Consider the following 23799-nt stretch of genomic DNA (forward strand, 5'->3'; position numbering starts at 1 on the left):
TTAGCCCTCGAGTTTGGACTTATCACGCACCGCGCCTTTGTCTGCGCTGGTGGCCATGCTGGCGTAGGCTTTCAGAGCAAAAGAGACCTCACGCTCGCGAGAAACCGGTTTCCAGCCCAGTTTGTCCTGCTCTGCGCGGCGAGTCGCCAGCTCTTCCTCAGACACCTCAAGCGAGATGGTGCGGTTTGGAATGTCGATCGCAATCAAATCACCCGGTTTCACCAGGCCAATCGCGCCGCCATTGGCCGCCTCTGGAGAGGCGTGACCGATAGAGAGACCCGAAGTACCGCCTGAGAAGCGGCCATCGGTAAGCAGAGCACACTCTTTACCAAGCCCCATAGATTTCAAGTAGGTGGTAGGGTAGAGCATCTCTTGCATGCCCGGGCCGCCTTTCGGGCCTTCATAGCGGATGACGACCACATCGCCCGCTTTGACTTTGCCACCGAGAATGCCTTCTACGGCATCTTCTTGGCTTTCAAATACCACCGCAGGGCCAGTGAACTTGAGGATACTCTCGTCCACTCCAGCGGTTTTAACGATACAGCCATCAAGTGCGATGTTGCCTTTTAGCACCGCAAGGCCACCTTCTTGGCTAAAGGCGTTGTCTTTGGCGCGAATACAGCCAGAGACGCGATCGTCATCGAGTCGATCCCAGCGGCAGTCTTGAGAGAAGGCTTTGGTGGTGCGAATACCGGCCGGTCCTGCGCGGAAAAAGGTCAACACGTCAGGGTCTTCGGTCTGCATGATGTCGTATTGCGCCAACTGCTCTTTCATCGATAGGCCCAGTACGGTGCGGGCATCATTGTGCAGCAAGCCGGCGCGGTCAAGTTCACCCAAAATCGCCATGACGCCGCCCGCACGGTGGACATCTTCCATGTGGTATTTTTGCGTCGACGGCGCCACTTTACATAGGTGAGGCACTTGGCGTGACAGACGGTCGATGTCTTCCATATCGAAGTCCACTTCACCCTCTTGCGCCGCCGCAAGCAGGTGCAAAATGGTGTTGGTGGAGCCGCCCATGGCGATGTCGAGCGCCATAGCATTTTCAAACGCGTCAAAGGTGGCAATGTTGCGCGGTAAGGCAGATTCGTCCTCTTGCTCATAGTAGCGGCGAGTCAACTCGACAATGCGCTTACCGGCATTGATGAACAGCGCCTCGCGATCGGCGTGCGTGGCCAGCATCGAACCGTTACCCGGCTGAGAAAGACCGAGGGCTTCGGTGAGACAGTTCATCGAGTTGGCGGTAAACATGCCTGAGCACGAACCACACGTTGGACAGGCACTGCGCTCAATCTGCTCACTTTGCTCGTCGGAGACTTTAGGGTCAGCACCTTGGATCATCGCGTCAACCAAGTCGAGCTTGATCAGTTGATCAGACAGCTTGGTTTTGCCCGCTTCCATTGGTCCGCCCGAGACGAAAATCACCGGAATATTGAGGCGCATTGAGGCCATCAGCATTCCCGGTGTGATTTTGTCACAGTTGGAGATACACACCATGGCATCCGCGCAGTGGGCGTTGACCATGTACTCCACCGAGTCGGCGATCAGCTCACGAGAAGGCAGAGAGTAGAGCATGCCGCCGTGACCCATCGCAATGCCATCATCGACCGCGATGGTGTTGAATTCTTTGGCAATACCGCCTGCTTTCTCAATTTCGCGAGCTACCAGTTGGCCCATGTCTTTGAGGTGAACGTGACCGGGAACAAACTGAGTGAACGAGTTCACTACGGCGATGATCGGTTTACCGAAATCTTCATCTTTTACCCCAGTTGCGCGCCAAAGTGCACGAGCACCGGCCATGTTACGTCCATGAGTGGTGGTGGCGGATCTGTATTTAGGCATTTTGCATACTTCCTTATTTTGCTGCGTCTGCGGGGTAAACGTAATCTAACCAGCCCCACTTATCTTCAGTGGTGCCGTTGAATAGGCCAAAGTAGGCCGTTTGAAGGGCTTGAGTGATAGGGCCTCGGCGGCCACAGCCCACTTCGATTTTATCAATGGTTGCGACGGGAACGACTTCCGCCGCGGTGCCGGTCATAAAGACTTCATCGGCAAGGTAGAGCGCTTCACGCGCAATGTTGGCTTCGCGGACTTCATAACCCATGTCACGCGCGAGCGTCATGATCGAATCACGGGTAATGCCAGGCAAAATCGCACTGGTGGCTGGTGGAGTGGTGATCACGCCATTTTTGATGACGAAAATGTTCTCACCGGCCCCTTCAGACAGGTAGCCATCAACGCTCAACGCGATCCCTTCATCGTAGCCGTGACGACGGGCTTCACCGCCAACTAGCAAGGAAGAGAGGTAGTTACCGCCCGCTTTTGCTGCGGTTGGGATGGTGTTCGGTGCGGCGCGATTCCAACTGGAGATCATGGCATCAACGCCTTTCTCTAGCGCTTCTTCACCTAGGTAAGAGCCCCAAGGGAAAGCGGCAATGATGAGATCCATTTCGGTATCCGCGGGCGGGCAAACGCCCAAGCCGACGTTGCCGACAAAACCGAGCGGACGGATATAAGCGTTATCAAGCTTATTTTGGCGCAGGGTTTCGCGGGTCGCTTCCATTATTTCATCAATGCTGTAAGGAATTGGGAAACGGTAAATTTTGGCGGAGTCTTTGAGACGCTGCGCGTGTTCGCGGTGACGGAAAACAATCGGCCCTTTAGGCGTGTTGTAGCAGCGCACGCCTTCAAACACGGAGGTGCCATAGTGCATCGCATGGGTCAGCACGTGCACATTGGCTTCGGCCCAAGGGACCATCTCGCCGTTGAACCAGATGTAGTCTGCGGTTTTTGTTGCCATGATTGCCTTCCTTATGCGCAAATTTGTTGTTGTAGGTTATTGTTTGGCAATGCGTCATTCGCAATTTGCGTCACTTCGACACTGCGCACGTCCCACAGTTTTTCAATCTGATTGGTGAGAAATGAAATGGGGCGATCGCTGTCGACGATGATCTCTACGCTGGCGATTTTGCTGGAGTGGTTTTGCGTACCGGCCACCTGTTTGACCACAAAGCCACGATGACGAACCACGCGAAGGACACGCTCAAGCAGTACCGGTTTATCATCGGCTTTAATATCAATTAAGTATCTTTCCATGTTAAGTGTTCTCCAGCATATCGTTGTTGGACGCGCCCGGTGGAACCAGCGGCCACACGTTTTCTTCTTCATCGATAAGGACATGCAGTAAGTACGACGTCTCGCTTTCAAGCATCTCTTTTAGCGCAGGGCCGACTTCTTCTTTGCGGCTGATGGTTTTACCCGGAATGTCGAACGCTTTCGCCAACATAACAAAATCAGGGTTGTCATCCAGAATGGTTTCACTGTGGCGGCCATCAAAGAACAGCGATTGCCATTGACGCACCATGCCGAGGCGTTGGTTGTTGAGCAGCACAATTTTCACCGGGATCTGACGACGCTTTAACGTGCCCAGTTCCTGAATGTTCATCATAAATGAGCCATCACCGGTGACCAGAATCGATTGATCGCCCGGTCTGGCAACGGCGGCGCCCATGGCTGCCGGTAAGCCAAAGCCCATAGTGCCAAGACCGGCTGAGGTGATGAAGTTTTGCGGCTCGCGCGGCTGGATGTGTTGCGCCGCCCACATTTGATGCTGGCCAACATCGGTCGAGACGATGCTGCTGTCAGGCATCATATCCGACAAGGTTTTCAATAAGCCCGGCGCGTAAATCAATGAACCTGGATGGTCATAGCGCCACTTAAAGCCACTGCGTAAGCTCTCGCTGTGTTTCACCCACGGTGTAATGTCTTGAGACAATTCGAGCTGAGAGAGCGCAACGCCAATTTCACTGCGAACAGGCGCATTGGCTTGGCGTAGCTTGTGGATTTCGGCGGCGTCGATATCGATATGAATCACTTTGGCGTTGGGCGCAAAGGTATCGAGTTTGCCGGTCACGCGGTCATCAAAACGGGCGCCGACGGCAATCAACAAATCACACTCTTGCACAATCAAGTTGGCGGCTTTGGTGCCGTGCATGCCAAGCATGCCTAAGTAGTGTGGGTCATGACGTTCAATTGTCCCTAAGCCTTTAAGTGTGCTGACCGATGGCATCGGGTTGAGGCGCAAAAACTCGCGCACGGCACCCGTGGCATGGCCAAGTTGCACACCACCACCGACGTATAATACGGGGCGGGCACTGTGTGACAGCAGATCTTGTGCTTTGACAATCTCATCAGCGCTGGCGCGTGGCATGGCAGGTGGAGTGAAAGAAGAAAGAACAGAAACCGGCGCGTTGGCCAGTTGGACATCTTTGGCAATATCGACAATCACAGGGCCCGGGCGGCCGGTTTTAGCGACTTCAAATGCCTCGGATAAGGTCGGTGCCAGTTCGTTGATGTCGGTCACTAGGTAGCTGTGCTTGGTACACGACAGCGACATGCCAATCACATCCATCTCTTGGAACGCGTCGGTGCCGATGTGTGAACTGGCGACCTGTCCGGTGATCGCCACCAGTGGAATGGAGTCCATAAAGGCATCGGCAAGGCCAGTGACCAAGTTGGTGGCTCCCGGTCCTGAGGTTGCCATACAGACGGCCACTTCTTGAGTGGCTCGCGCCATTCCAATGGCGGCCATTGCGGCGCCTTGCTCGTGTCGACACAAAATGTGCTCAACACCGCCATCATAAAGGGCATCGTAAATTGGCATGATGGCCCCGCCGGGGTACCCAAAGACGGTTTGGATGCCTTGCTGTTTTAATGCGGCTACGACTAACTCTGCACCAGTCATCAAAGGCCTCCTTGTGTCTTGTGACTGCGACCTTGTGTCTTGTGACAGCGAGTGGCTTGGCAGTCTTGTTGTGTTGCTTTGCACGTCATGTGCACTCCCATTCTTCCTGCAGTTCTTAATGATGAACTGTCTAACGCTTAAAATTCTGCCATCCCATAGGTTGAAAAAAACCCCCGGACTTTTCAGTGCGGGGGTTTTTTAGAATCTGTGGTTATTTGTCGCCCACCATCCCCCGCGCGGAATCAATAATGACCACGATAATCAGGGCTAGCAGTGAAGTGAAGCGGGCGTAGAAATTCATATTTAATTATTTACTTTGATGTTGTGTCGCCATTCGTACCAATCGCGCATTTCACTGGTTCTGCTGTTTGTGCAGTTTTGGTTACGTGCGTCGGCTTAATTTCGTACGAAATTGATTGCGTCACTAGTGGTAACATAGAATTCCGTTACATGACAAGCAAAAAGTCATTCTTTTTTCACATTCCCGTTGCTTCTCTACACGCTATATAACATCACGCCTAGTCAATTCAATCAGAGAGTACACATGAGTTTAGCCGTGATTCATAGCCGCGCATCGGTGGGGGTCGAAGCCCCGCCGGTAACGGTGGAAGTCCATATCAGCAATGGGATGCCCGGGTTTACCCTAGTGGGGCTGCCGGAAACCACCGTCAAAGAGTCACGAGATAGAGTGCGCAGCGCCATCATCAACTCTCGGTTTGAATTTCCTGCCAAGCGAATTACCGTCAACCTCGCGCCTGCCGATCTGCCTAAAGAGGGCGGCCGCTTTGATTTGCCGATCGCGCTCGGGATTTTGGCGGCCTCAGACCAGATCCCACTCTCGGCGATGAGCGACAAAGAGTACATCGGCGAACTGGCTCTGTCGGGCAAAATTCGCCGCGTGAAAGGGGTGTTGCCCGCCGCGCTTGCTGCCAGTCGAGCCCAGCGCTGCTTGGTGGTGCCCAAACAGAACGGCGATCAAGCGGCGCTAGTAGGCGCCGCGGTGCACAAGTCGGCCAGCAGCTTACTAGAGGTGTGCGCGGATGTGTGCGGACAACAGAGCTTGAATCTGTTTCAAAGTGCACCAGAGCCCACCAAGCCGCTGCGCTCGACCCGTTGTTTGCAAGACATTATTGGTCAGCAACAAGGCAAGCGCGCATTGGAAATTGCCGCAGCAGGTAATCATAACTTGTTGTTTTTGGGTCCACCCGGTACGGGTAAAACCATGCTTGCGTCGCGTTTGTGTGACTTATTGCCAGAGATGACCGAAGCCGAAGCGATGGAAACCGCCTCCGTCACTTCGCTGACTCAGCAAGAAATCAACGCCCATAATTGGAAACAGCGCCCCTTTCGCGCGCCGCATCACTCCAGCTCTATGGCGGCCTTGGTGGGCGGGGGGAGCTTGCCAAGACCGGGTGAAATTTCGCTTGCACACAATGGCTTACTCTTCTTGGACGAGATGCCCGAGTTCGAGAGAAAAGTGCTCGATTCACTGCGCGAGCCACTCGAATCCGGGGAGATCATTATCTCCAGAGCGCAAGGTAAGACGCGCTTTCCCGCTCGCTTTCAATTGGTGGGTGCGCTGAATCCGAGTCCGACCGGCTACTACGAGGGCAACCAAACTCGCGTTAATCCTCAGGCCATTTTGCGCTATTTGAGCCGTTTGTCTGGACCTTTGCTGGATAGATTTGATATGTCGATAGAGATCCCCGCATTGCCTAAAGGCACCTTGTCTGAAGGGGGCGATCGCGGTGAGCCTACCGAGCAGGTCAGGCTGCGCGTTGAGCAGGCAAGAGAGACCATGTTGGCGCGCAGTGAGTGTGTCAACGCGCTGCTAGGCAGTCGCGATATTGAGGCGTTTTGCCCACTCAAGAAAGCCGATGCAGAGTTTTTGGAAACGGCGCTGCACCGATTGGGGCTGTCGATTCGTGCCTATCACCGCATCATCAAAGTGGCACGCACCATCGCTGATTTGGATGGCGCAAAGGACATAGAGCGACCTCATTTGGCCGAGGCGCTCGGTTATCGCGCGATGGATCGCTTGCTCAAGCAGTTGACTGCGCAGGCGGTGTGATGCACCAAGCTGAGGGCCAACGAACGCCGCAAGCCCTGTGGGGCAGGTTAGAACTGAAAGCTTAAACCCAAAGAGAACAGCGCTTGTTTTTCGTCAAAAAAGTCGAGGTTGGCGTCGGTTTCATTGTACCCGGCGAAGGAGACCAAGGATAAATTTGGCCAGCCGAGAAACTGTTGCAGCTCATAAGCGGCAAACACACTGAGTTTGTCTTCACTGCGAGTTTGACCATACAGAGGGTGAATGGCGTCATAGTCGCGGCTGCGATAGCCCGCGGTGAGCACTAGCTGATGACGGGCAATACGCTGAAAGAGGGAGATCTCTCCGCCCCAAGAGCGAAATGAGTTGGCGGCCCCTTCGGCATCACTGCGCGTGTAGATGATCGCAGGCACCACAAAGGCGGCGCGACTGAACGGCACGCGCACACTGCCTTTGAGGTAGTAGTTGTCGCTGTCACGGCGCAGGGCTAAGGCATTGTCTGGCGTGAGTTGTGTCAGTCCTGAACGTTCGTCATCGACCTTTTTTTTGCCGTAAGCGCTATCAAGGTTGATGCCTGTGCCGAGAATATTGCCCAGCTTGAGTCGATACGCGTCGCCTTTTTCATCGGTGGTGGCGCGCGCTACGCCGACAAGATACGGGTCTTGCCACACTTCGCCAGACATCACCGTTGGCAAATAGGAGACATCCACCGTGGTGCCATACGCTAAACGCTGTTTATAGCCGAGCTCAAGTGCGAGGGTGCCGATGGCAATGTCATCGCGCGAGGTACCGGCATAGAGTTGTTTGTCGCCTTTTGAGCCAAAGGTATAGCGAAGGTTGCCAAGCGGCGCAGGGATCACACTGCTGTCGCTGGTGCCACTTTGATCGATGCTGTTGATGACCTCATCACCTGACGTGTTGAAGTTGGAGGTGGAGGAGAGATAGAGCGCATTGAGCGAAATCTCGCCACTGAGCCCAGGGCGACCGTTCGGATTAGCAGCGGCGCTTGCAGAACATAACGAGGTGGCGATAAGTGATAAAACCGGTATTGCAAAGCGAACATCCATTTCCGTCTCCTAAAACTTCAGTGCGTGGCGCGGCCAACTACTCAGACCATCGCCTTAATGATTCCAATGTGGTCAAGGACTTGTATAATTGCACGCGCTTTTTTAAAACCCAAGTTATCTTGACCACACGACAAGATTATTACGCAACATACATCGTAAACTACTCATTGGATCTCACTATTTCACTATGTTGGCCTATTTATTACTGGTAATGAACGTGTTGCTGGTGGCGCTCAATTCTGCTGTCTGCTCTCTGCTCATTTGTCTCATTGCGCTGTTGAAGTTGCTGTTACCAACGCCCGAGCTGAAAGCGAAGGGGACGGCATTGGCCAATCGGGTGATGTGGTTGTGGGCGACGGTCAACACCGCGATTTTGAGCCTCTCAAACCGTGTGGAGTGGGATGTACAAGGGGCAGATGCGCTGAAGCGCGATGGTTGGTATCTGATGATCAGCAATCATCTAAGCTGGACCGACATTGTGGTGCTCTGCTCGGTGTTTAAAGACAAAATCCCGATGCCGAAGTTTTTCCTCAAGCAGCAACTGCTCTACGTGCCGTTTATTGGCATGGCGTGCTGGGCGCTGGACATGCCATTTATGCGCCGTTATTCGCGCGAATATCTGCTGCGTCATCCTGAAAAACGGGGACAAGACTTGGTGACCACACGTCGCTCGTGCGCCAAATTCAAACATAGCCCGACCACAGTGGTGAACTACGTGGAAGGCACCCGTATCACGCCAGAGAAATTGCGTCGCAGCAAAGCCGGTTATGAGTATCTGCTGCAACCGAAATCCGGTGGTATAGCCTATACCTTAGCGGCGATGGGCGAGCAGTTTGATAATATCCTAGACGTAACGCTCGCGTACCCGAATAACCCAGATAAACCGTTTCGCGATGTGTTGATGGGCAAAATGACCAAGATCGTAGTTCGCGTGCACGTGTTGCCGGTGGATGAGAAGGTGCTGGGTGACTATTTCAATGATAAGCCCTATAAACGCCAGTTTCAGCAGTGGCTCGGTGAGGTTTGGCAGAGGAAAGATGCGCAGCTCAAAGCAATCCATGAGCCGCCATCATCAAACCCACCGCCATCAAAACAGTGACCCATCAAAAAAGGAGCCGAGGCTCCTTTTTTCGTTTGACGATAGTGACTGTCTTATTGAGTCAGCAGGTAGTTCACCAAGTCAAAGTATTGCTCTAGGGTAAAACCGCGTGGTGGCTGAACCAAGTAACGGTTGTTGACCACGATAGAAGGCACACCCGTTAGGCCGCTGTCTTTGAACTGCTTGTCAAAGCGGCGCACCATAGAGTCCACCGCAAAACCATTGAAGTTCGAGTCGAATTTTTTGCCATCGATGCCTTCGTCAGTGAAGATTTGGCGCAGCTCTTCGTCACTCTTCGGTGCTTTACCCAAGTTGTGGATACGGTTAAACATCACCGGCACCATTTGATCTTCCACGCCAAGCGACACCATAGTCGCGTATGCTTTGCTCATGGAAAGGCCCATGTTGCCACCCATGAACGAGACGTGATTTTTCTGCAACTTCACCCCTTCAGGTAGCTGAGCTTTGAGCTGGACAATCACAGGCTCCATCGAGTTACAGTGTGGGCAGTAGAAAGAGAAAAACTCCGTCACCACAGGCTTGCTTGACGGTTCCATGTTCAGCACTTTGTAGTGCTCACCTTCGTTGTACTGAGCCGCGTGTGCCGAAACACTGAGGAATAGGGCGGCGACAAGTGCAAACAGTTTTTTCATAATGACTCCATTTTAAAAGGCTTTTTTACCACTGTGGCATCAATGACAAGGGGGGCTCACTCAGTGCGGATATCTGCTCTTTGAACCCGAGTACCTGATTTTCCCAATATTTTGCGTCGTTAAACCAAGGAAAGGCGAGTGGGAACGCAGGATCTTGCCACCGTTTTGCTAACCATGCCATGTAGTGCACCATACGTAGACCGCGCAGCGGCTCGATTAGTTTCAATTCGTTAACATTAAAATCGTGAAACTCTTGGTACGCTTCGAGGATAATATCAAGCTGCATCAGTTTGTCACTACGTTCGCCACTGAGCAGCATCCAAAGATCTTGAACACTTGGTCCATTGCGCGCGTCATCGAGGTCGACAAACATCGGACCATCACGCCACAAAATATTGCCTGGATGACAGTCACCATGCAGCCTGATCGGCGTATAGCTGTTGTCCCACTGTGCTTCGAGTGAGGCGATCAGCAGGTCGAGATCGTTGAAAAAGGCGCTTTGCAGATGAAGAGGAATAAAGTCGGAATTTTGCAGCAGCGCTCTCGGTTGGTAGAGGTATTCTTCAAGGCTCATGCTGGGGCGATGAACAAACGCTTGTTTGGCTCCGATACTGTGAATACGCCCTAAATAGCGACCGACGCCCTCGAGCTGCTCTACATTATCCACTTCAAATTGGCGGCCGCCCACGCTGGCAAACAGCGCAAAGCGATAGCCTTGGTAGTGATGCAGCGTGGCACCATTGATGGCCAGTGGCGGCGCGACGGGGATCTCCGCTTCGACCATCTCTTGGGTGAAATCGTGCTCTTCCTGAATTTGTTCGGCGCTCCAGCGCTCAGGACGATAGAACTTGACCACATAACGTTGGCGCTCTTCATCGCTAAATTGATACACGCGGTTTTCATAGCTATTGAGTGGCAAAAAGCCGGATTCAGCGCGAATGCCGATGCTCTCTAGCGCGTACCACATAAAATCCGGGGTAAGGGCATCAAAGTTAAAGGCGTGTGTTGAGGGAATCTTTTGTGTCATAGCCGGTTTCTTGTGACTGAGAAAAAGAACCATGCATGACGCGAGCATGGTCGTGAGGGGCAAAAAGGGCTCATCATGAGCCCTTCACCCTAGATCGTCGCCTCTCGACGCATTTTTATCAAGGTGATTGAATTGACCTTCTTTTGCTAAACGATGGTCACAGCTTCTTGATAAAGCGACTTTCCACTTGGGTGGTAAAGTCTTGGCTGTCGGACAGTATAAACTGGATTGTCGCGACAGGTGAGCTGAGATTGTCCGGGTCAACACCCAAGCTCATTGGCAAGTTGAGGACTTCCCCAGGCGCCACTTGTACTGTCTGTTTACCGTACCAAGTGACATCACTCAGCCCTTCAACAGAGAGCTGATACGCCTGACGTTGCTGGGTTTTATTGATGATCTTCAACGTGTAGGTATTTTCAATTTCCCCAGAGCCGTTGACTCTAAACAGCTGATTACGGTCACGCAGCACGCTCAGCCCTGCGGGGTCAACGCTGGCGACTTGAACGAAGAACAGGCCAATCATCACCAATAGTACTGCGCCGTAGCCGAGCAGTTTTGGCCTCATCACCTTGGTGTGCTTGCCGGAGAGACGGTGCTCGGTGGTGTAACTGATGAGTCCTTTGTCGTAGCCCATCCGCTCCATGGTGTGATCGCACGCATCGATACAAGCGCCGCAGTTGATGCACTCATATTGCAAACCATCACGAATATCGATGCCAGTCGGGCACACTTGCACGCAAAGATCGCAATCGATGCAATCGCCTAAACCGAGCTGTTTGGGATCGGCTTTGCGCGAGCGCGGGCCGCGCTGCTCACCGCGTGCACTGTCATAACCGACGATAAAGGTGTCTTTGTCGAACATTGCCGATTGGAAACGTGCATACGGGCACATGTGAATACACATGATCGAGCGCATCCACCCGGCATTGCCGTAGGTACAGCCGGCGAAAAACAGCACCCAAAACACCGGCCAAAATGACGCGTTGAGGGTAAAAAACTCGACCACTAAGGATTTCACTGGCACAAAATAGCCAACGAAGGTAAAGCCCGTGGCTAACGCAATGGCCAGCCACGCCATGTGCTTGAGGGTTTTTCGCCACGCGAGTGAGGCGGTCAAGCGGCCAGAGTCTTGTTTGCGGCGTTTATTTGCGCTGCCCTCTAGTTTCTCTTCAAACCAGATGTACATAAAGGTCCACACGGTTTGCGGGCAGAGGTAGCCACACCAGACACGGCCTAAAAACGTGGTGATAAAAAACAGCGCAAAGGCCGCAATCACGAACAGCAACGCGAGCAAGGTGAGATCTTGCGGATAGAGTGTGGTACTAAAAAAGTTAAATTGTTGCTGACCGATGTCGAGCAAAATCGCCTGACGATCGCCGTAAGGGATCCAGGGGATAAGCGTAAACAGCAACAATAGAAACCAGCCACCATAGCGGCGCAGCCTTTGGAAGGTGCCTTTGCTTTCTCTGACGTAGATGCGATTGCTTGGGTTAAATCTGTCGCCGTTGTTTTTGTGAGTTTTGGGATTGAAGGTTTTCGGAGTCACGTCTTTGACATCGATCTTATCTTGACTCATGGTGCTTCCTTATAGGCTAAAGCAAGGGTGTGTTGCCCTTGTTGCGTCCGACTTTGCTCTGGTCTCCTGTCACTTGGCCCAGTGCGATGCAGCCGAGTTCAAGTTGTTGGAGATCTTGTGATCTTTTTTTTATTGTTAGCTGGCGATTATATACGCAATAGGAATGGGTTTTCTTTAAGACTATCAAGCTTTAACCACAAATTAGCCTACATGCTATAACCATAATGACTAATAACACGTGCTACTAGATGGTTTAGCGATAAAAAAAGCGACCCTAAGGTCGCCATATCTGATCCGTGACGCAATGTGTCGCTCAATCAATTAAACCGCGCGCACGCAAAATCGCGGTTTTAAAGTCATCTTCTTGATCTTTTTTGAGCCCGGGAATAATCTCGTCTTTTGCGCTATTGCGCATTTTTAGATGATAGATAAGTACATCATCGGTCAGCTCTTCAAGTTTGCCTTGATACCCCGCCTCTTGGCTGAGTTTGACGATAAACGCCAATAAGTTCATCTCTTGGTCTTTTTGCCATTCTGGCTCAAGCAGTTCCAATAACTCTTCAATACGGTGACACTTCATGCTGTTCTCCACAATTTTTATAATGTTTTGCCTTAAGGTAGCAAAAGGGACGTGTAGAGAGCAACGCGAATCGTGCCGTGCTTATCGTCAATGGGCGTAATCAGGGGGCAAAGAAAAAGCGCAGACGAAGCTGCGCTTTTCATTATGCTGCTTTTACCGCTTTTGATGGGGCAGACATCAAAAGAGTTGTCTGTTCCACTAACGTCATCGCAGGGTTGACTTTTTTTGCCGTTGGAGCAGACGCAAATCCACTACGACGACGCATCGCACTACGGTTTGTGTGCGAAAACCTGACTGCTGCTGGGCGCATCGATGTACCTAACTGTCAGGCATCTCCATTGCCAATTTAATGGCCTGTATTAACTATGAGTTGAGCTTCAACGTCACCTTGATGCTGCTGAAGGTTGGCTCTTCTGGCTTTCGCCAATCCAAATAATTAACCAGGATTGTTGATATGCATGCATATCAATCGTTAGAGTAGCACTAAGGGTAGAATTGGTCGATAACTAATCGATCACTGTTTTTCATTCTCTATTATTCTGTGAGTAGACAGAAACTTTGGCGAGATAAAGCGCGCTATAGTGAGGGTCTGCTTGGTGGTTTCACCCATAAGGGAGGTGTATATGTCGTTTTTCAAGAAAACCCTCGCGAGCTTTGGTATTGGAAGTGCCAAAGTGGATTCAGTGCTGCGCCAAGAGGTGTTATACCCGGGGCAGAAGGTGAACGTCACCATTCATGTCTATGGCGGTTCGAGTGCGCAAGAGATAGACAACATCGAACTCAAACTCTACTGCCGTTACATCAAAGAAGTGCCGGACAATCACCATAAAAGTGACCACAACGCCGGTCGAATGCGCCGCGTGCCCACCAGTTATACACTGGCGACGTGGACGCTGCCTTACGCGTTTACGATTGAGCCTGGTGAGACGCGCGATTTCGAAGTTGAGTTGGATGTGCCGTGGAATACGCCGGTCACCATTGGTGACTCCAAGGTGTGGCTTGAGACTGGCCTCGACATTGCGATGGCCAAAGATCCAACCGACAAAGATATTTTGACGGTGCGCCCCGATCCTCTGCTTGATGGCATCTTTACTGCGTTAGAAGCACAGGGGCTGCGTATTCGCCAGGTAGAGTGTGAAGAGGTGGATGGCTTTGCTCTGCCTTTTGTGCAGGAGTTTGAGTTTGTGCCGACCACAGGGCCGTTTCATGGTCGTTGGCGAGAGTTAGAAGTGGTGGCGTATCGCAGTGAAGACGAACTGCAAATGTGGTTTGAAATTGATCGCCACCGTGAAGGGGCAAAAGGGATGCTCGCGAGTCTGCTAGGTATGGGGCAGTTGAAACGCCAGCTTTCCATTCCGCTCAGTACCCCCGCAGAAGAGGCGGGCGAGCAGGTACTGAACTACCTCGATGCGCATTCTTGAGGCGCATTATTGATGCTTGGGCGCGACATCGACAGCGAGCCTCATCAGTAACCTTATCTAATTTAAGCTTACACTTGTAAGCTGAATATGGCATACTCTGGAGTGTTTATTCTAATGCTCCAGAGTGATGCCTATGTCGACGCTTTTATCCTCTTACAGCCGCGAAGAAGAGCGAGCCAATATGCTCAGCCACGGTCTGGGTTTATTGCTCAGTGTGGTCGGGCTGTTGGCCTTGCTGCTGCGCGCCTTCGAGCAACAGGCGGATGCCTTGTCATGGGTCAGCTATAGCCTGTACGGCGCCAGCATGATACTGCTGTTTTTGGCGTCGACCCTCTATCATGCCATTGATGTGCCGCGTGCCAAACGGGCACTGAAAACCTTCGATCACTGCGCCATTTACTTGCTGATTGCCGGCAGCTACACGCCATTTTTATTGATTGCGCTTAGAACGCCGCTCGCGATCGGTTTGATGGTGGTGATCTGGCTGATTGCCTTGGTGGGTATCGTGATGAAAGTGGCGTTCGTTTATCGCTTCAAACGCCTCTCACTGGTGACCTATTTATTGATGGGGTGGCTGTCGCTGGTGGTGATTTATCAACTGGCGATGACCTTACCGCTGGAAAGCTTGATGCTGCTGGCGATTGGCGGCGTGGTCTACTCACTGGGCGTGGTGTTTTATGTCGCGAAGCGTATTCCCTACAACCACGCCATTTGGCACCTGTTTGTTTTGGCGGGCTGTGCCTGTCACTTCTTTGCCATTTATCAGCTACCGGTCCGATAAGCCCACAGAGGAAGGCCGAGTGCCTATCGGCGCCAAAAGGCGGGGAAGAACAACACGAGCAAGGTGAGAATTTCTAGTCGCCCCATCAGCATCCCAAAACTGAGTAACCATTTAGCGGTATCGGGCAGGGGAGCGAAATTGCCCGTAGGACCGATGACACTGCCCATACCCGGGCCGACGTTGGCGACCGCGGTAATCGCACCGGAAATGCTGGTGATAGGGTCAAGGCCGAGCGCACTTAAGCAACCTGCAATGAAAATAATGGTGATGAAGAACATCAAACCAAACGCCACCACTGAGCGCACAATATCATCGTTGACTGGGCGCTGATTGTAGCGCTGGACGAAGACCCCAGACGGGTGAATCAGTTTCATCATCTGCTTATTAAGAAGCGTAATGGCGATTTGAAAACGGAAGATTTTGATGCCGCCAGAGGTGGAACCCGAGCAGGCGCCCGCCATCATTAAGAAGGCAAACAAGGTGGTCGGTAGCGCGCCCCAAGCGGTGAAATCTTCTAAGCCGAACCCGGTGGTGGTGACCACCGAGACGATGTTAAACATGGAGACTCGCAGCGCATCCGCCACCGCGTAGCCATCACGCACCACCAACCAACTGGCAATGATCACGCTGCTGGCGAGAAACAAAAGGGTGAAACCGCGCACTTGCGCGTCGCGGGCGAGCTCATTCAAACGGCGTTTGCGCAGCGCGGAGACAAAAAGCAAAAACGGTAACCCGCCCAAGAACATAAAGAGTGTGCCCACCCAATGCGCGCCGTGGGAGAAATGGTTCATCGAACCGTCAGAGGTCGAGTAGCCGCCCGTGGACAAGGTGGTAAAGGCATGGTTGATCCCTTCAAATAGCGTCATGCCCGTCATCAAGTAGCCGAGCAGGCAAAGGGCGGTGAGGGTCAGATAGACGATGACGATGTTTTTCGCCACGGTTTTGGCGCGCGGGCTGCTTTTGTCTGACCAATCAGAGGATTCGGTATGAAACAGTTTCATGCCGCCGACATTGAGCATCGGCAAGACGGCGACCGCCATAACAATAAAGCCAATGCCGCCAAGCCACTGCAAAATCGAGCGCCACAATAAGATGCTCGGCGCCATCTCATCGAGCCCGCTGAGGACCGTTGAACCTGTGGTGGTGATGCCCGACATGGTTTCAAAATAGGCGTCGGTGAAGCTGATGTGATTGATGAACACAAACGGCAGCGCGGCAAACGCGCTGGCAATCGTCCACACCAAGCTGGTGATGAGGAACATGTCTCGCACGCTCAGGCGAAAGCGCCGAGTTCGGCCAATCGTCAAGCAGACAAAGGCGACCAAGTGGGTGATCAGCACCGATTGACCAAACTCCAAAAAGCCTGCAGTGCCGGTGACAAACGCCACCAGCGTCGGCACGTACATAAACAGCGCCAGCTTAGAGAGCACGAGCCCAATGACGAATAGAACCGGGCGAAAATTCACCATAAGGTCGTCCCCTTAAAGGAAGAACGGACTCGGTTGGAAGAGGGTTTCCACGTCAGGGATGTATTTCTTATCGACAAGGAACATCACCACGTGGTCATCTTGTTCAATCACGGTTCTGTCGTGTGCAATAAGCACTTCTTCACCGCGAACAATGGCACCAATGGTGGTACCTGGAGGCAGTTTGATTTCACCAATCGCGCGGCCGACCACTTTCGAGGTCGATTCGTCACCGTGTGCCACTGCTTCAATCGCTTCTGCCGCGCCACGGCGCAATGAAGAGACGTTAACAATGTCAGCACGGCGCACGTGCGTCAGCAGCGCTGAAATCGTCGCTTGTTGCGGCGAAATCGCCACATCTATCACACCGCCTTGAACCAAATCGACGTAGGCACCGCGTTGGATCAGCACCATCACCTTTTTCGCGCCCATGCGTTTGGCCAGCATGGCGGACATGATGTTGGTTTCATCTTCGTTGGTGAGCGCAATAAAGACATCGACTTGGTCGATATTCTCTTCGGTGAGCAACTCTTGATCGGCGGCGTCACCACAAAAGACAATGGTGTTTTCCAGCTCTTCAGAGAGACGTTCTGCGCGCTGATAACTGCGTTCAATCAGTTTAACGCTGTAGGTGTGTTCAAGACGCTTGGCCAAGCTGGCGCCGATGTTGCCCCCGCCGACAATCATAATTCGGCGATAGGGTTTCTCAAGCCGCTGCAATTCACTCATGACGGAGCGAATGTGGTTACTTGCAGCGACGAAAAAGACTTCGTCATCCGCTTCGATGATGGTGGTGCCTTGCGGACGAATAGGGCGACCTTGACGGAAAATCGCCGCCACGCGGGTGTCAATGTGCGGCATGTGTTCACGCAGCGCAGAGAGGGCGTTACCGACCAAAGGACCGCCGTAGTAGGCTTTAACGGCCACTAGGCTGACCTTTTGCTCCGCAAAACTGACCACTTGTAAGGCGCCAGGGTATTGGATCAGACGTTCAATGTAGCTGGTGACCAGCTCTTCTGGCGCAATCAGATGATCGACCGGCACGGCACCGGATTGAAACAGGGCTTCTTTCTCGGCGAGATACTGGGGCGAACGAATACGTGCAATGCGGTTTGGCGTGTTGAACAAAGTGAAGGCCACTTGGCAGGCGGCCATGTTGGTTTCGTCCATATTGGTCACGGCCACCAACATATCGGCGTCTTGAGCCCCCGCTTCGCGCAGCACGTCAGGGTGGCTGGCGTAACCATTGACCACGCGCAGATCGTACTTGTCTTGCAGTTCACGTAGGCGGTCGCTGTCTTTGTCGACGATGGTGATGTCGTTGTTTTCACCCACCAAGTTTTCTGCCAATGTACCGCCAACTTGTCCGGCACCGAGAATAATGATCTTCATCTTTTGCTCTCTTGAACGTCGTCATCGCCCCTATGGCGGGGCGCACTGTCCTTGTTTATTGCGGCGTATTGCTTGACTCAAGACCTACCGCTTTTTCTTCACACCGCTTTTTTTAAAACCGCATAGTAGAAGCCGTCCATGTCCTCTTCACCTGGAAGAATTTGTCGACCAGGCTGAGATTCCTCACTGCCGATCAACTGTGCATCGGACGTACGTGAGAGGAAAGCGCGCACTTGCTCAACGTTCTCTTGCGGCGCAATCGAGCAGGTGGCATAGACTAAGGTACCGCCGGCTTTCAGTTGTTGCCACATGGCATCCAGGATTTCACTCTGCAAGGCAGACAGCGCTTCAATGTCATCAGCGCGGCGCAGCCATTTGATGTCCGGATGGCGTCGAATCACACCGGTCGCCGAGCAAGGGGCATCGAGTAGAATACGGTCAAACTGCTCACCTTGCCACCACTGATGTGGGTAGCGCGCATCGCCGCAAATCACATCGGCTCTCAATTGTAATCGCTCGAGATTGTCGTGCACGCGGTTAAGGCGAGTAGGATCTGCATCAATCGCCACCACTTCGGTGTCTTGCGTATGCTCAAGAATGTGCGCTGTCTTGCCACCTGGCGCGGCGCAGCAGTCGAGGATCAGCTCCCCTTCTTGTGGCTGAAGGTAATCGACAGACAATTGCGCGGCGGCATCCTGCACGGAAACCCAACCGCGATCGAAGCCGGGTAATAGGGTCACATCACAAGGTTTGGCCAATTTTATGGCGTCAGCGGCCTCGGGGTGAAGGGTGAATTCTATGTTTTCATCATTCAGGTAAGCGATGTACTGCTCGCGGGTATGGTGCTGGCGGTTGACGCGCAGCCACATCGGCGCTTTTTGATTGTTCGCCTCAACAATGCGCTCCCACTGATCTGGGTAGTGCTCTTGCAGCAGCTTCAGTAGCCAGTTAGGGTGGCCATACTTGCCGGCATTGTGACTGGTTGCAAAGGCATCCAGCTCTTCTTGATTGCGTAGGTAGTTACGCAACACAGCGTTAATCAAACCGCGCAGACTCGGGCCGCGCAAGGTTTTGGTCGCTTCCACGGTTTCCGCGACTGCCGCGTGCGAGGGGATGCGCATAAAGCTCAGTTGGTAGATCCCCACCAAAATTAAATGGTGAAAAACGCGTTTTTTGCCCTTGAGCGGGTTATCCATCAATTCGTTGGCAATAGACTCCAAACGCGGCAAGTAACGCAAAGCACCGTAGCAAATCTCTTGCAGCAGAGCGTGGTCACGCGGTTTGATGGTCTTTTGCGCGGCAGGCAGCGCATGCGAGAGTGATTGACCTTTGTCGACCACTTGGAAGATAACGTTAGCGGCAGCAGCGCGAACATTCATAATCAATACCTTAAATAAGGGAGGGCATCTCTGCCCTCAAAATGTACGTGATTCATTGCAGCGCAATGACAGGGTGTGAAGGGTTAGCTCAGTACCGAGCCCACTTCGAACCAACTTGCTCGGGCGTTGAGAATATCTTGCACCGACATGGCTTTTTTACCCGGCACTTGCAGTTGCAAAAGGACTAATACGCCTTGGCCTGTTGCGACATAGATGCCGGTTTTGTCTGCTTGGATAATGGTACCCGCCGCTTGGTTGGTGGTGTGCTCCGCCACGCGGCTCTGCCACACCTTGATGCTGTTATCGGCCGCTTCAAAGTGGCTCATTGGCCAAGGGTTGAACGCGCGCACGCAGCGCTCAATGTGCTCGGCGTCGTCATTCCAATTGATGCGGGCTTCCTCTTTGCTGAGCTTTTTGGCGTAGTTGGCCAAGGCATCATCTTGCTTAGTGGCGACGGCGCTGCCTTGTGCGATGTCAGTGAGGCAGTCCAATAGCGCACTTGGACCTAAATCGGCCAACTTTTCGTACATGGACGCACTGGTGTCACTGCTTTCGATCGGCAAGCGCGCGATGGAGAGCATGTCGCCAGTATCGAGGCCAATGTCCATCTGCATGATGGTGACGCCGGTTTCTTTATCGCCCGCCCAAATGGCGCGCTGAATCGGCGCTGCGCCTCGCCAACGTGGCAAAATCGAACCGTGCACATTGATACAGCCAAGTTTAGGCGTGTCCAATACCGCTTGCGGCAGCAGCAAGCCGTATGCGACGACGACCATCAAATCGGCGTCTAAATCCGCCAACGCTTGCTTGGCCTCTTCAGACTTAAAGTTTTCCGGTTGGTAGACCGCAATGTCATGCTCAAGGGCAATCTGTTTGACTGGGCTCGCGGTGAGCTTTTTACCACGACCTGCAGGGCGGTCGGGTTGGGTGTACACGGCAATGACGTCGTGCTCCGAAGACAACAACGCCGCCAAGTGACGGGCGGCGAAGTCCGGAGTACCAGCAAAAACAATCTTAAGTGGTTTGCTCAAGGTACGTTCCTTATCTTTTCTTTCTCAGTAATACGCTTACTTACCGGCGGATTGTTTCTCGTTGAAGCGCTTGATCTTCGCCAGTTTGTCTTGGATGCGTTTACGCTTCAGTGGCGATAGGTAATCGACAAAGAGCTTGCCTTCTAGGTGGTCAAGTTCGTGCTGAACACAAATCGCCAGTAGGTCATCCGCCTCGAAGGTAAATTCTTCACCATCGCGATTGAGCGCTTTGACTGTCACTTCGGCTGCGCGAGGCACTAAAGCGCGTGCGCCAGGCACCGATAGGCAGCCCTCTTCAATCCCATCTTCACCGCGTTTCTCGATGATTTCTGGATTGATAAGCACCATTGGCTCATCACGGGTGTCCGAAATGTCGATCACCACGATACGTTGGTGAACATCGACTTGGGTGGCCGCAAGACCAATTCCTTCTTCGTCGTACATGGTTTCAATCATGTCATCGACGAGTTTTTGAATCTCAGGCGTCACTTTCTCTACGGGCTTAGCCACGGTACGAAGGCGATCATCTGGGAATGTTAATACTTGTAATACAGACATATACACTCAAAATGTTGAACTGTGCCGAATCAGGGTAAAGCTTGTTGGCTCAATTCTAGACATTTTATAACCTAAATGACAGCATCATTACGCATTTTCCCTGCCACTCTCGGTGTCAATGTTGAGCACACACACCTAAGTTGAGCAGCGGTTTCTTTTAGATAACCAAGGATTTAGGTGATGGTGAGTTTCAAACGGTGTTCCAGTTGGCGCAGGCCACTTCTCTGCGTGATGACCTTGTGGGTAGCTTGGGTTCCTTTCTCTGTCTCGTCGGTGTTAACCCTCAAGCCCGATGCGCCCACGACGTATGTCGTGGTCAAAGGCGATACCTTATGGGATATTTCGGCGCTCTACCTCGATAGCCCTTGGCTTTGGCCACGGCTATGGCAGGTCAATCCCGATATTGATAATCCTCACCTGATTTATCCCGGTGACAAGCTCAATCTGATTTGGCGCAATGGTGAGCCGGTTCTGACGGTGAAACCGATGCACAAACTGAGCCCTAAAGTAAGAAAGCTTGATAAACAAGCGCTGCCGACGCTGCGTGAGGAGTGGGTGTTGCCGTACCTAGAATCGGATCTCTTGCTTGACGAGTCGTTATTGGCAGAGAGCGCCAAGGTGATTGGCTCGAGCAATGGCTTGCAATATCTCACCGGGCAACAACTGCTCTATGTCATGGGGCAGCAAGTGCAAGGTGAGTGGCATATTTACCGCAAAATGACCACCTTCACACGCGATGATAAGCGCGTCATTGCGCTGAAAAAAATCGCGGTCGCCGAGTCTGCGGATGAGCCTGCGGCGCCGAGCGATACGGACATGATGGCGCTCAAAGTTCGCCAACAAACGCAGGAAATTCTCGCGCAAGACATCGCCTTGCCCGTGCGTGAGGCTCAGTCTGATTTCAGTCAACGCTTTTATCCCCAGCCTTCACCTAAGGCCATCGATGCGTCCATCTTGGGGTCGCTGGAAGGCAGCCAATATGTGGGCAAGCATCAAGTGGTGGTCATCGATCGCGGCGCGCGCGATGCCCTACGTCAAGGCAGTATGTTCGACCTCTATCAGCCGGGTCACAAGGTGGCCAAAGCTGGCCAAGGGGTATTGGCTAGGCAAGAGGTGCAGCAATTGCCGGATGTGCGCATTGGGCATTTGATGGTGATTCGTCCTTATCAAGATTTTAGCTTGGCGCTGGTCACTCAGAGCGAGCAGCCGATTGCCACTGAAACCCGTTTGCGCTCTCCCCTGGCGACGCTTAAATCCACTGAAGACGTTGTGGACGCAGAGCTACAGGGTAAGGAGCAAGGATGACAGAGCGTGAGCTGCGCGCTTGGCTGACGCTCTATTTTACGCCCAGAATTGGTCCGAAGACCTTCGAGCGTTTGCTAAAGGTGGCTGAGCCGCACGAGATTGTCTCCAGTTCGAGCGACGAGATGCGCGCGTTTGGCTTGAGTGAGCATCAGGTGGAGTATATTCAGCGGCGCGCAGAAAAAGAGGTGGATTGGTGTTTGGCTTGGCGCGAGCGCGAGGCGGATCACCATATCGTCACCCGTGACGCGAGTGACTATCCGCCACTGCTCGCCAACGCCCCAGCATCGCCGGCGGTGCTGTTTGTCAAAGGCAAGCTTGAGGCGATTCACTTACCGCAATTGGCTATGGTGGGCAGTCGCAATGCCAGTCAGGATGGGCTTTCGCTCGCCAGAGAGTTTGCCAGTGCGTTGGTCAAAGAGGGGCTGTGTATCACCAGCGGACTCGCGCTCGGCATCGATGGCTATGCCCATGATGGCGCGCTGAAAGCGGGCGGAGAGACGGTCGCGGTGCTCGGCAGTGGTCTTGGCGAAGTGTACCCTGCTCGCCACCGAGCGCTGGCAGAGCGTATCACTCAGCAAGGCGCGTTGGTCAGTGAGTTGCATCCGCAGGCCAAACCTAAGGCGGATCACTTTCCTCGCCGCAATCGCATTATCAGTGGCTTATCGCTGGGCGTGCTGGTGGTGGAAGCGGCCGAGAAAAGCGGCTCATTAATTACCGCGCGTTATGCCCTTGAGCAAGGCCGTGAAGTGTTTGCCATTCCCGGCTCTATTCATCAAGTCTATGCCAGGGGTTGCCACCGCTTAATTCAACAAGGGGCAAGCTTAGTTCAAGAGGTTGAGGACATCATGTGCGAGCTCGACAGCTTGCTGGCGTGGTCGCGGCAACAGGCGGATAAACAGAGCGAATCACGCACCCAGACGCCGAGCTGCTCGCATTTCCGAGCGCTTTTATCTCCTAACGATAAAGAAGCGACGAAAGTGAGCAAAGAAGAATTGCCATTTCCCGAGCTGTTAGCTAACGTAGGTAATGAGGCTACACCAGTTGATATCTTAGCATCGCGGACCCATATACCCGTGCAGGATGTCATGATGCAGCTCTTGGAGCTCGAGCTTTTAGGGCACGTTGTTGCAGTTTCCGGTGGCTACATTTTAAAGGGGAGGGGCTAGCTATGATGATGGATATTTTGATGTATCTGTTTGAGACCTACATCCATAGCGATGCAGAGTTACAGGTCGACCAAGATGAGCTAGAAGAAGAGTTACTTCGCGCTGGTTTTCATCAGAAAGACATATATAAGGCCCTGGTCTGGTTAGAAGAGTTGGCGGCGCTCCAGCAAACGGAAGCGCACTCAGCGATCTCTGTCAGTACCTCGTCTCCGTCTACGCGTATCTATACCGCCAAAGAGTGCGACCGCCTCAGCCTTGAGTGTCGTGGCTTTTTAATGTTTTTAGAGCAAGTGAGCGTGTTGACGGCGGAAACACGTGAGATGGTCATTGACCGAGTGATGGGGCTCGAAACCGATGAGTTTGAGCTTGATGACCTCAAGTGGATTGTCCTAATGGTGCTGTTTAATGTACCGGGCAATGAAAATGAATACACGCTTATGGAAGAGCTTCTTTACACCAAAGAGCAGGGTATCTTGCACTGATACCGTCGCTTTGCGACCCTAAGTG

22 protein-coding genes are annotated in these 23799 nt (G+C 52.8%); 7 read left to right on the forward strand and 15 right to left on the reverse strand.

Going from position 1 to position 23799, the window contains the following annotated elements; translation table 11 throughout:
* The 4 genes from ilvD to ilvG are packed head-to-tail and all read right to left on the reverse strand — an operon-like array spanning position 1 to position 4744.
* On the reverse strand, positions 1–1842 hold the full coding sequence (ilvD, locus tag AC6R1A_RS00625) for a dihydroxy-acid dehydratase (protein ID WP_500630508.1): 1842 nt from the start codon (positions 1840–1842) through the stop codon (positions 1–3).
* 13 nt (positions 1843–1855) lie between these two features.
* Positions 1856–2800 carry a branched-chain-amino-acid transaminase gene (gene ilvE / locus AC6R1A_RS00630; RefSeq protein ID WP_500628979.1) on the reverse strand — a complete coding sequence of 315 codons (945 nt, stop codon included), beginning with the start codon at positions 2798–2800 and terminating at the stop codon, positions 1856–1858.
* Positions 2801–2811: 11 nt separating this feature from the next.
* Positions 2812–3096 carry an acetolactate synthase 2 small subunit gene (ilvM, locus tag AC6R1A_RS00635; protein ID WP_334555508.1) on the reverse strand — a complete coding sequence of 95 codons (285 nt, stop codon included), beginning with the start codon at positions 3094–3096 and terminating at the stop codon, positions 2812–2814.
* A gap of 1 nt (position 3097) precedes the next feature.
* The gene (ilvG, locus tag AC6R1A_RS00640; RefSeq protein ID WP_500633433.1) at positions 3098–4744 is read right to left on the reverse strand and encodes an acetolactate synthase 2 catalytic subunit; all 1647 of its coding nucleotides are present in this window, start codon (positions 4742–4744) and stop codon (positions 3098–3100) included.
* Positions 4745–5288: 544 nt separating this feature from the next.
* Between ilvG and AC6R1A_RS00645 the strand changes: the two genes are divergently transcribed.
* Entirely contained in the window at positions 5289–6815 is a 1527-nt protein-coding gene (locus AC6R1A_RS00645; RefSeq protein WP_500633434.1) for a YifB family Mg chelatase-like AAA ATPase, read from the forward strand.
* Between the two features lie 47 nt (positions 6816–6862).
* Here the strand turns inward: AC6R1A_RS00645 and AC6R1A_RS00650 are convergent, their stop codons facing one another.
* Positions 6863–7858: a DUF2860 domain-containing protein gene (locus tag AC6R1A_RS00650; RefSeq protein WP_500628976.1), complete on the reverse strand. Its 996-nt coding sequence runs from the start codon at positions 7856–7858 to the stop codon at positions 6863–6865.
* A 187-nt stretch (positions 7859–8045) separates the two neighbouring features.
* On the opposite strand from AC6R1A_RS00650, the gene yihG reads away from it, so the two are divergent.
* Positions 8046–8957, forward strand: coding sequence for a 1-acylglycerol-3-phosphate O-acyltransferase, YihG family (yihG, locus tag AC6R1A_RS00655; protein WP_500633435.1), 912 nt, complete (start codon positions 8046–8048; stop codon positions 8955–8957).
* 53 nt (positions 8958–9010) lie between these two features.
* Here yihG and AC6R1A_RS00660 read toward each other — a convergent pair whose 3' ends face one another.
* From AC6R1A_RS00660 to AC6R1A_RS00680, 5 genes are all read right to left on the reverse strand, one after another.
* Positions 9011–9610 (reverse strand): thiol:disulfide interchange protein DsbA/DsbL, encoded by a 600-nt coding sequence (locus tag AC6R1A_RS00660; protein ID WP_500628974.1) that lies wholly within the window; start codon positions 9608–9610, stop codon positions 9011–9013.
* Between the two features lie 25 nt (positions 9611–9635).
* A complete protein-coding gene (locus AC6R1A_RS00665) occupies positions 9636–10637 on the reverse strand; it encodes a serine/threonine protein kinase (protein ID WP_500628973.1) in 1002 nt (333 codons plus the stop codon).
* Between the two features lie 157 nt (positions 10638–10794).
* Positions 10795–12213 carry a cytochrome c oxidase accessory protein CcoG gene (ccoG, locus tag AC6R1A_RS00670; RefSeq protein WP_500628972.1) on the reverse strand — a complete coding sequence of 473 codons (1419 nt, stop codon included), beginning with the start codon at positions 12211–12213 and terminating at the stop codon, positions 10795–10797.
* A gap of 313 nt (positions 12214–12526) precedes the next feature.
* Complete coding sequence (locus AC6R1A_RS00675) at positions 12527–12793, reverse strand: YihD family protein (protein ID WP_500633436.1); 267 nt, start codon at positions 12791–12793, stop codon at positions 12527–12529.
* Between the two features lie 142 nt (positions 12794–12935).
* Positions 12936–13103 carry a hypothetical protein gene (locus AC6R1A_RS00680; RefSeq protein ID WP_334555499.1) on the reverse strand — a complete coding sequence of 56 codons (168 nt, stop codon included), beginning with the start codon at positions 13101–13103 and terminating at the stop codon, positions 12936–12938.
* Positions 13104–13416: 313 nt separating this feature from the next.
* On the opposite strand from AC6R1A_RS00680, the gene AC6R1A_RS00685 reads away from it, so the two are divergent.
* Both AC6R1A_RS00685 and trhA read left to right on the forward strand, forming a co-directional pair.
* On the forward strand, positions 13417–14214 hold the full coding sequence (locus AC6R1A_RS00685) for a sporulation protein (protein WP_500633437.1): 798 nt from the start codon (positions 13417–13419) through the stop codon (positions 14212–14214).
* A gap of 133 nt (positions 14215–14347) precedes the next feature.
* The gene (gene trhA / locus AC6R1A_RS00690; RefSeq protein ID WP_500633438.1) at positions 14348–14995 is read left to right on the forward strand and encodes a PAQR family membrane homeostasis protein TrhA; all 648 of its coding nucleotides are present in this window, start codon (positions 14348–14350) and stop codon (positions 14993–14995) included.
* A gap of 23 nt (positions 14996–15018) precedes the next feature.
* On the opposite strand, the gene AC6R1A_RS00695 is transcribed toward trhA, so the two are convergent.
* The 5 genes from AC6R1A_RS00695 to def form a co-directional block, all read right to left on the reverse strand.
* The gene (locus AC6R1A_RS00695) at positions 15019–16464 is read right to left on the reverse strand and encodes a TrkH family potassium uptake protein (protein WP_500633439.1); all 1446 of its coding nucleotides are present in this window, start codon (positions 16462–16464) and stop codon (positions 15019–15021) included.
* Between the two features lie 12 nt (positions 16465–16476).
* Positions 16477–17853 carry a Trk system potassium transporter TrkA gene (gene trkA / locus AC6R1A_RS00700; protein ID WP_334555495.1) on the reverse strand — a complete coding sequence of 459 codons (1377 nt, stop codon included), beginning with the start codon at positions 17851–17853 and terminating at the stop codon, positions 16477–16479.
* 98 nt (positions 17854–17951) lie between these two features.
* Positions 17952–19232, reverse strand: coding sequence for a 16S rRNA (cytosine(967)-C(5))-methyltransferase RsmB (gene rsmB / locus AC6R1A_RS00705; protein ID WP_500632955.1), 1281 nt, complete (start codon positions 19230–19232; stop codon positions 17952–17954).
* An 83-nt stretch (positions 19233–19315) separates the two neighbouring features.
* On the reverse strand, positions 19316–20263 hold the full coding sequence (fmt, locus tag AC6R1A_RS00710) for a methionyl-tRNA formyltransferase (protein ID WP_500632954.1): 948 nt from the start codon (positions 20261–20263) through the stop codon (positions 19316–19318).
* Positions 20264–20299: 36 nt separating this feature from the next.
* Positions 20300–20821 (reverse strand): peptide deformylase, encoded by a 522-nt coding sequence (gene def / locus AC6R1A_RS00715; RefSeq protein WP_487903324.1) that lies wholly within the window; start codon positions 20819–20821, stop codon positions 20300–20302.
* 180 nt (positions 20822–21001) lie between these two features.
* On the opposite strand from def, the gene AC6R1A_RS00720 reads away from it, so the two are divergent.
* From AC6R1A_RS00720 to AC6R1A_RS00730, 3 genes are read left to right on the forward strand one after another with little or no spacing between them, the layout of a single operon-like run.
* Positions 21002–22126, forward strand: coding sequence for a LysM peptidoglycan-binding domain-containing protein (locus AC6R1A_RS00720; RefSeq protein WP_500632953.1), 1125 nt, complete (start codon positions 21002–21004; stop codon positions 22124–22126).
* On the forward strand, positions 22123–23292 hold the full coding sequence (gene dprA, locus AC6R1A_RS00725) for a DNA-processing protein DprA (RefSeq protein WP_500632952.1): 1170 nt from the start codon (positions 22123–22125) through the stop codon (positions 23290–23292). The genes AC6R1A_RS00720 and dprA overlap by 4 nt, the downstream gene beginning before the upstream one ends.
* A gap of 2 nt (positions 23293–23294) precedes the next feature.
* On the forward strand, positions 23295–23774 hold the full coding sequence (locus AC6R1A_RS00730) for a DUF494 family protein (RefSeq protein WP_334555489.1): 480 nt from the start codon (positions 23295–23297) through the stop codon (positions 23772–23774).
* Positions 23775–23799 lie beyond the last annotated feature (25 nt).

It is taken from the genome of Vibrio sp. R10-SG3-ISO3, from assembly GCF_059834225.1.

Excerpts from the sequence above, each read along its gene's own strand:
- AC6R1A_RS00660 (WP_500628974.1), bottom strand. The coding sequence starts at position 9,610 with ATGAAAAAACTGTTTGCACTTGTCGCCGCCCTATTCCTCAGTGTTTCG.
- trkA (WP_334555495.1), bottom strand. The coding sequence starts at position 17,853 with ATGAAGATCATTATTCTCGGTGCCGGACAAGTTGGCGGTACATTGGCA.
- ilvE (WP_500628979.1), bottom strand. The coding sequence starts at position 2,800 with ATGGCAACAAAAACCGCAGACTACATCTGGTTCAACGGCGAGATGGTC.
- def (WP_487903324.1), bottom strand. The coding sequence starts at position 20,821 with ATGTCTGTATTACAAGTATTAACATTCCCAGATGATCGCCTTCGTACC.
- ilvG (WP_500633433.1), bottom strand. The coding sequence starts at position 4,744 with ATGACTGGTGCAGAGTTAGTCGTAGCCGCATTAAAACAGCAAGGCATC.
- AC6R1A_RS00695 (WP_500633439.1), bottom strand. The coding sequence starts at position 16,464 with ATGGTGAATTTTCGCCCGGTTCTATTCGTCATTGGGCTCGTGCTCTCT.
- dprA (WP_500632952.1), top strand. The coding sequence starts at position 22,123 with ATGACAGAGCGTGAGCTGCGCGCTTGGCTGACGCTCTATTTTACGCCC.
- AC6R1A_RS00665 (WP_500628973.1), bottom strand. The coding sequence starts at position 10,637 with ATGACACAAAAGATTCCCTCAACACACGCCTTTAACTTTGATGCCCTT.
- AC6R1A_RS00675 (WP_500633436.1), bottom strand. The coding sequence starts at position 12,793 with ATGAAGTGTCACCGTATTGAAGAGTTATTGGAACTGCTTGAGCCAGAA.
- ccoG (WP_500628972.1), bottom strand. The coding sequence starts at position 12,213 with ATGAGTCAAGATAAGATCGATGTCAAAGACGTGACTCCGAAAACCTTC.
- yihG (WP_500633435.1), top strand. The coding sequence starts at position 8,046 with ATGTTGGCCTATTTATTACTGGTAATGAACGTGTTGCTGGTGGCGCTC.
- AC6R1A_RS00720 (WP_500632953.1), top strand. The coding sequence starts at position 21,002 with ATGGTGAGTTTCAAACGGTGTTCCAGTTGGCGCAGGCCACTTCTCTGC.
- AC6R1A_RS00680 (WP_334555499.1), bottom strand. The coding sequence starts at position 13,103 with ATGCGCCCAGCAGCAGTCAGGTTTTCGCACACAAACCGTAGTGCGATG.
- ilvM (WP_334555508.1), bottom strand. The coding sequence starts at position 3,096 with ATGGAAAGATACTTAATTGATATTAAAGCCGATGATAAACCGGTACTG.
- AC6R1A_RS00645 (WP_500633434.1), top strand. The coding sequence starts at position 5,289 with ATGAGTTTAGCCGTGATTCATAGCCGCGCATCGGTGGGGGTCGAAGCC.
- AC6R1A_RS00685 (WP_500633437.1), top strand. The coding sequence starts at position 13,417 with ATGTCGTTTTTCAAGAAAACCCTCGCGAGCTTTGGTATTGGAAGTGCC.
- ilvD (WP_500630508.1), bottom strand. The coding sequence starts at position 1,842 with ATGCCTAAATACAGATCCGCCACCACCACTCATGGACGTAACATGGCC.
- AC6R1A_RS00730 (WP_334555489.1), top strand. The coding sequence starts at position 23,295 with ATGATGATGGATATTTTGATGTATCTGTTTGAGACCTACATCCATAGC.
- AC6R1A_RS00650 (WP_500628976.1), bottom strand. The coding sequence starts at position 7,858 with ATGGATGTTCGCTTTGCAATACCGGTTTTATCACTTATCGCCACCTCG.
- rsmB (WP_500632955.1), bottom strand. The coding sequence starts at position 19,232 with ATGAATGTTCGCGCTGCTGCCGCTAACGTTATCTTCCAAGTGGTCGAC.
- trhA (WP_500633438.1), top strand. The coding sequence starts at position 14,348 with ATGTCGACGCTTTTATCCTCTTACAGCCGCGAAGAAGAGCGAGCCAAT.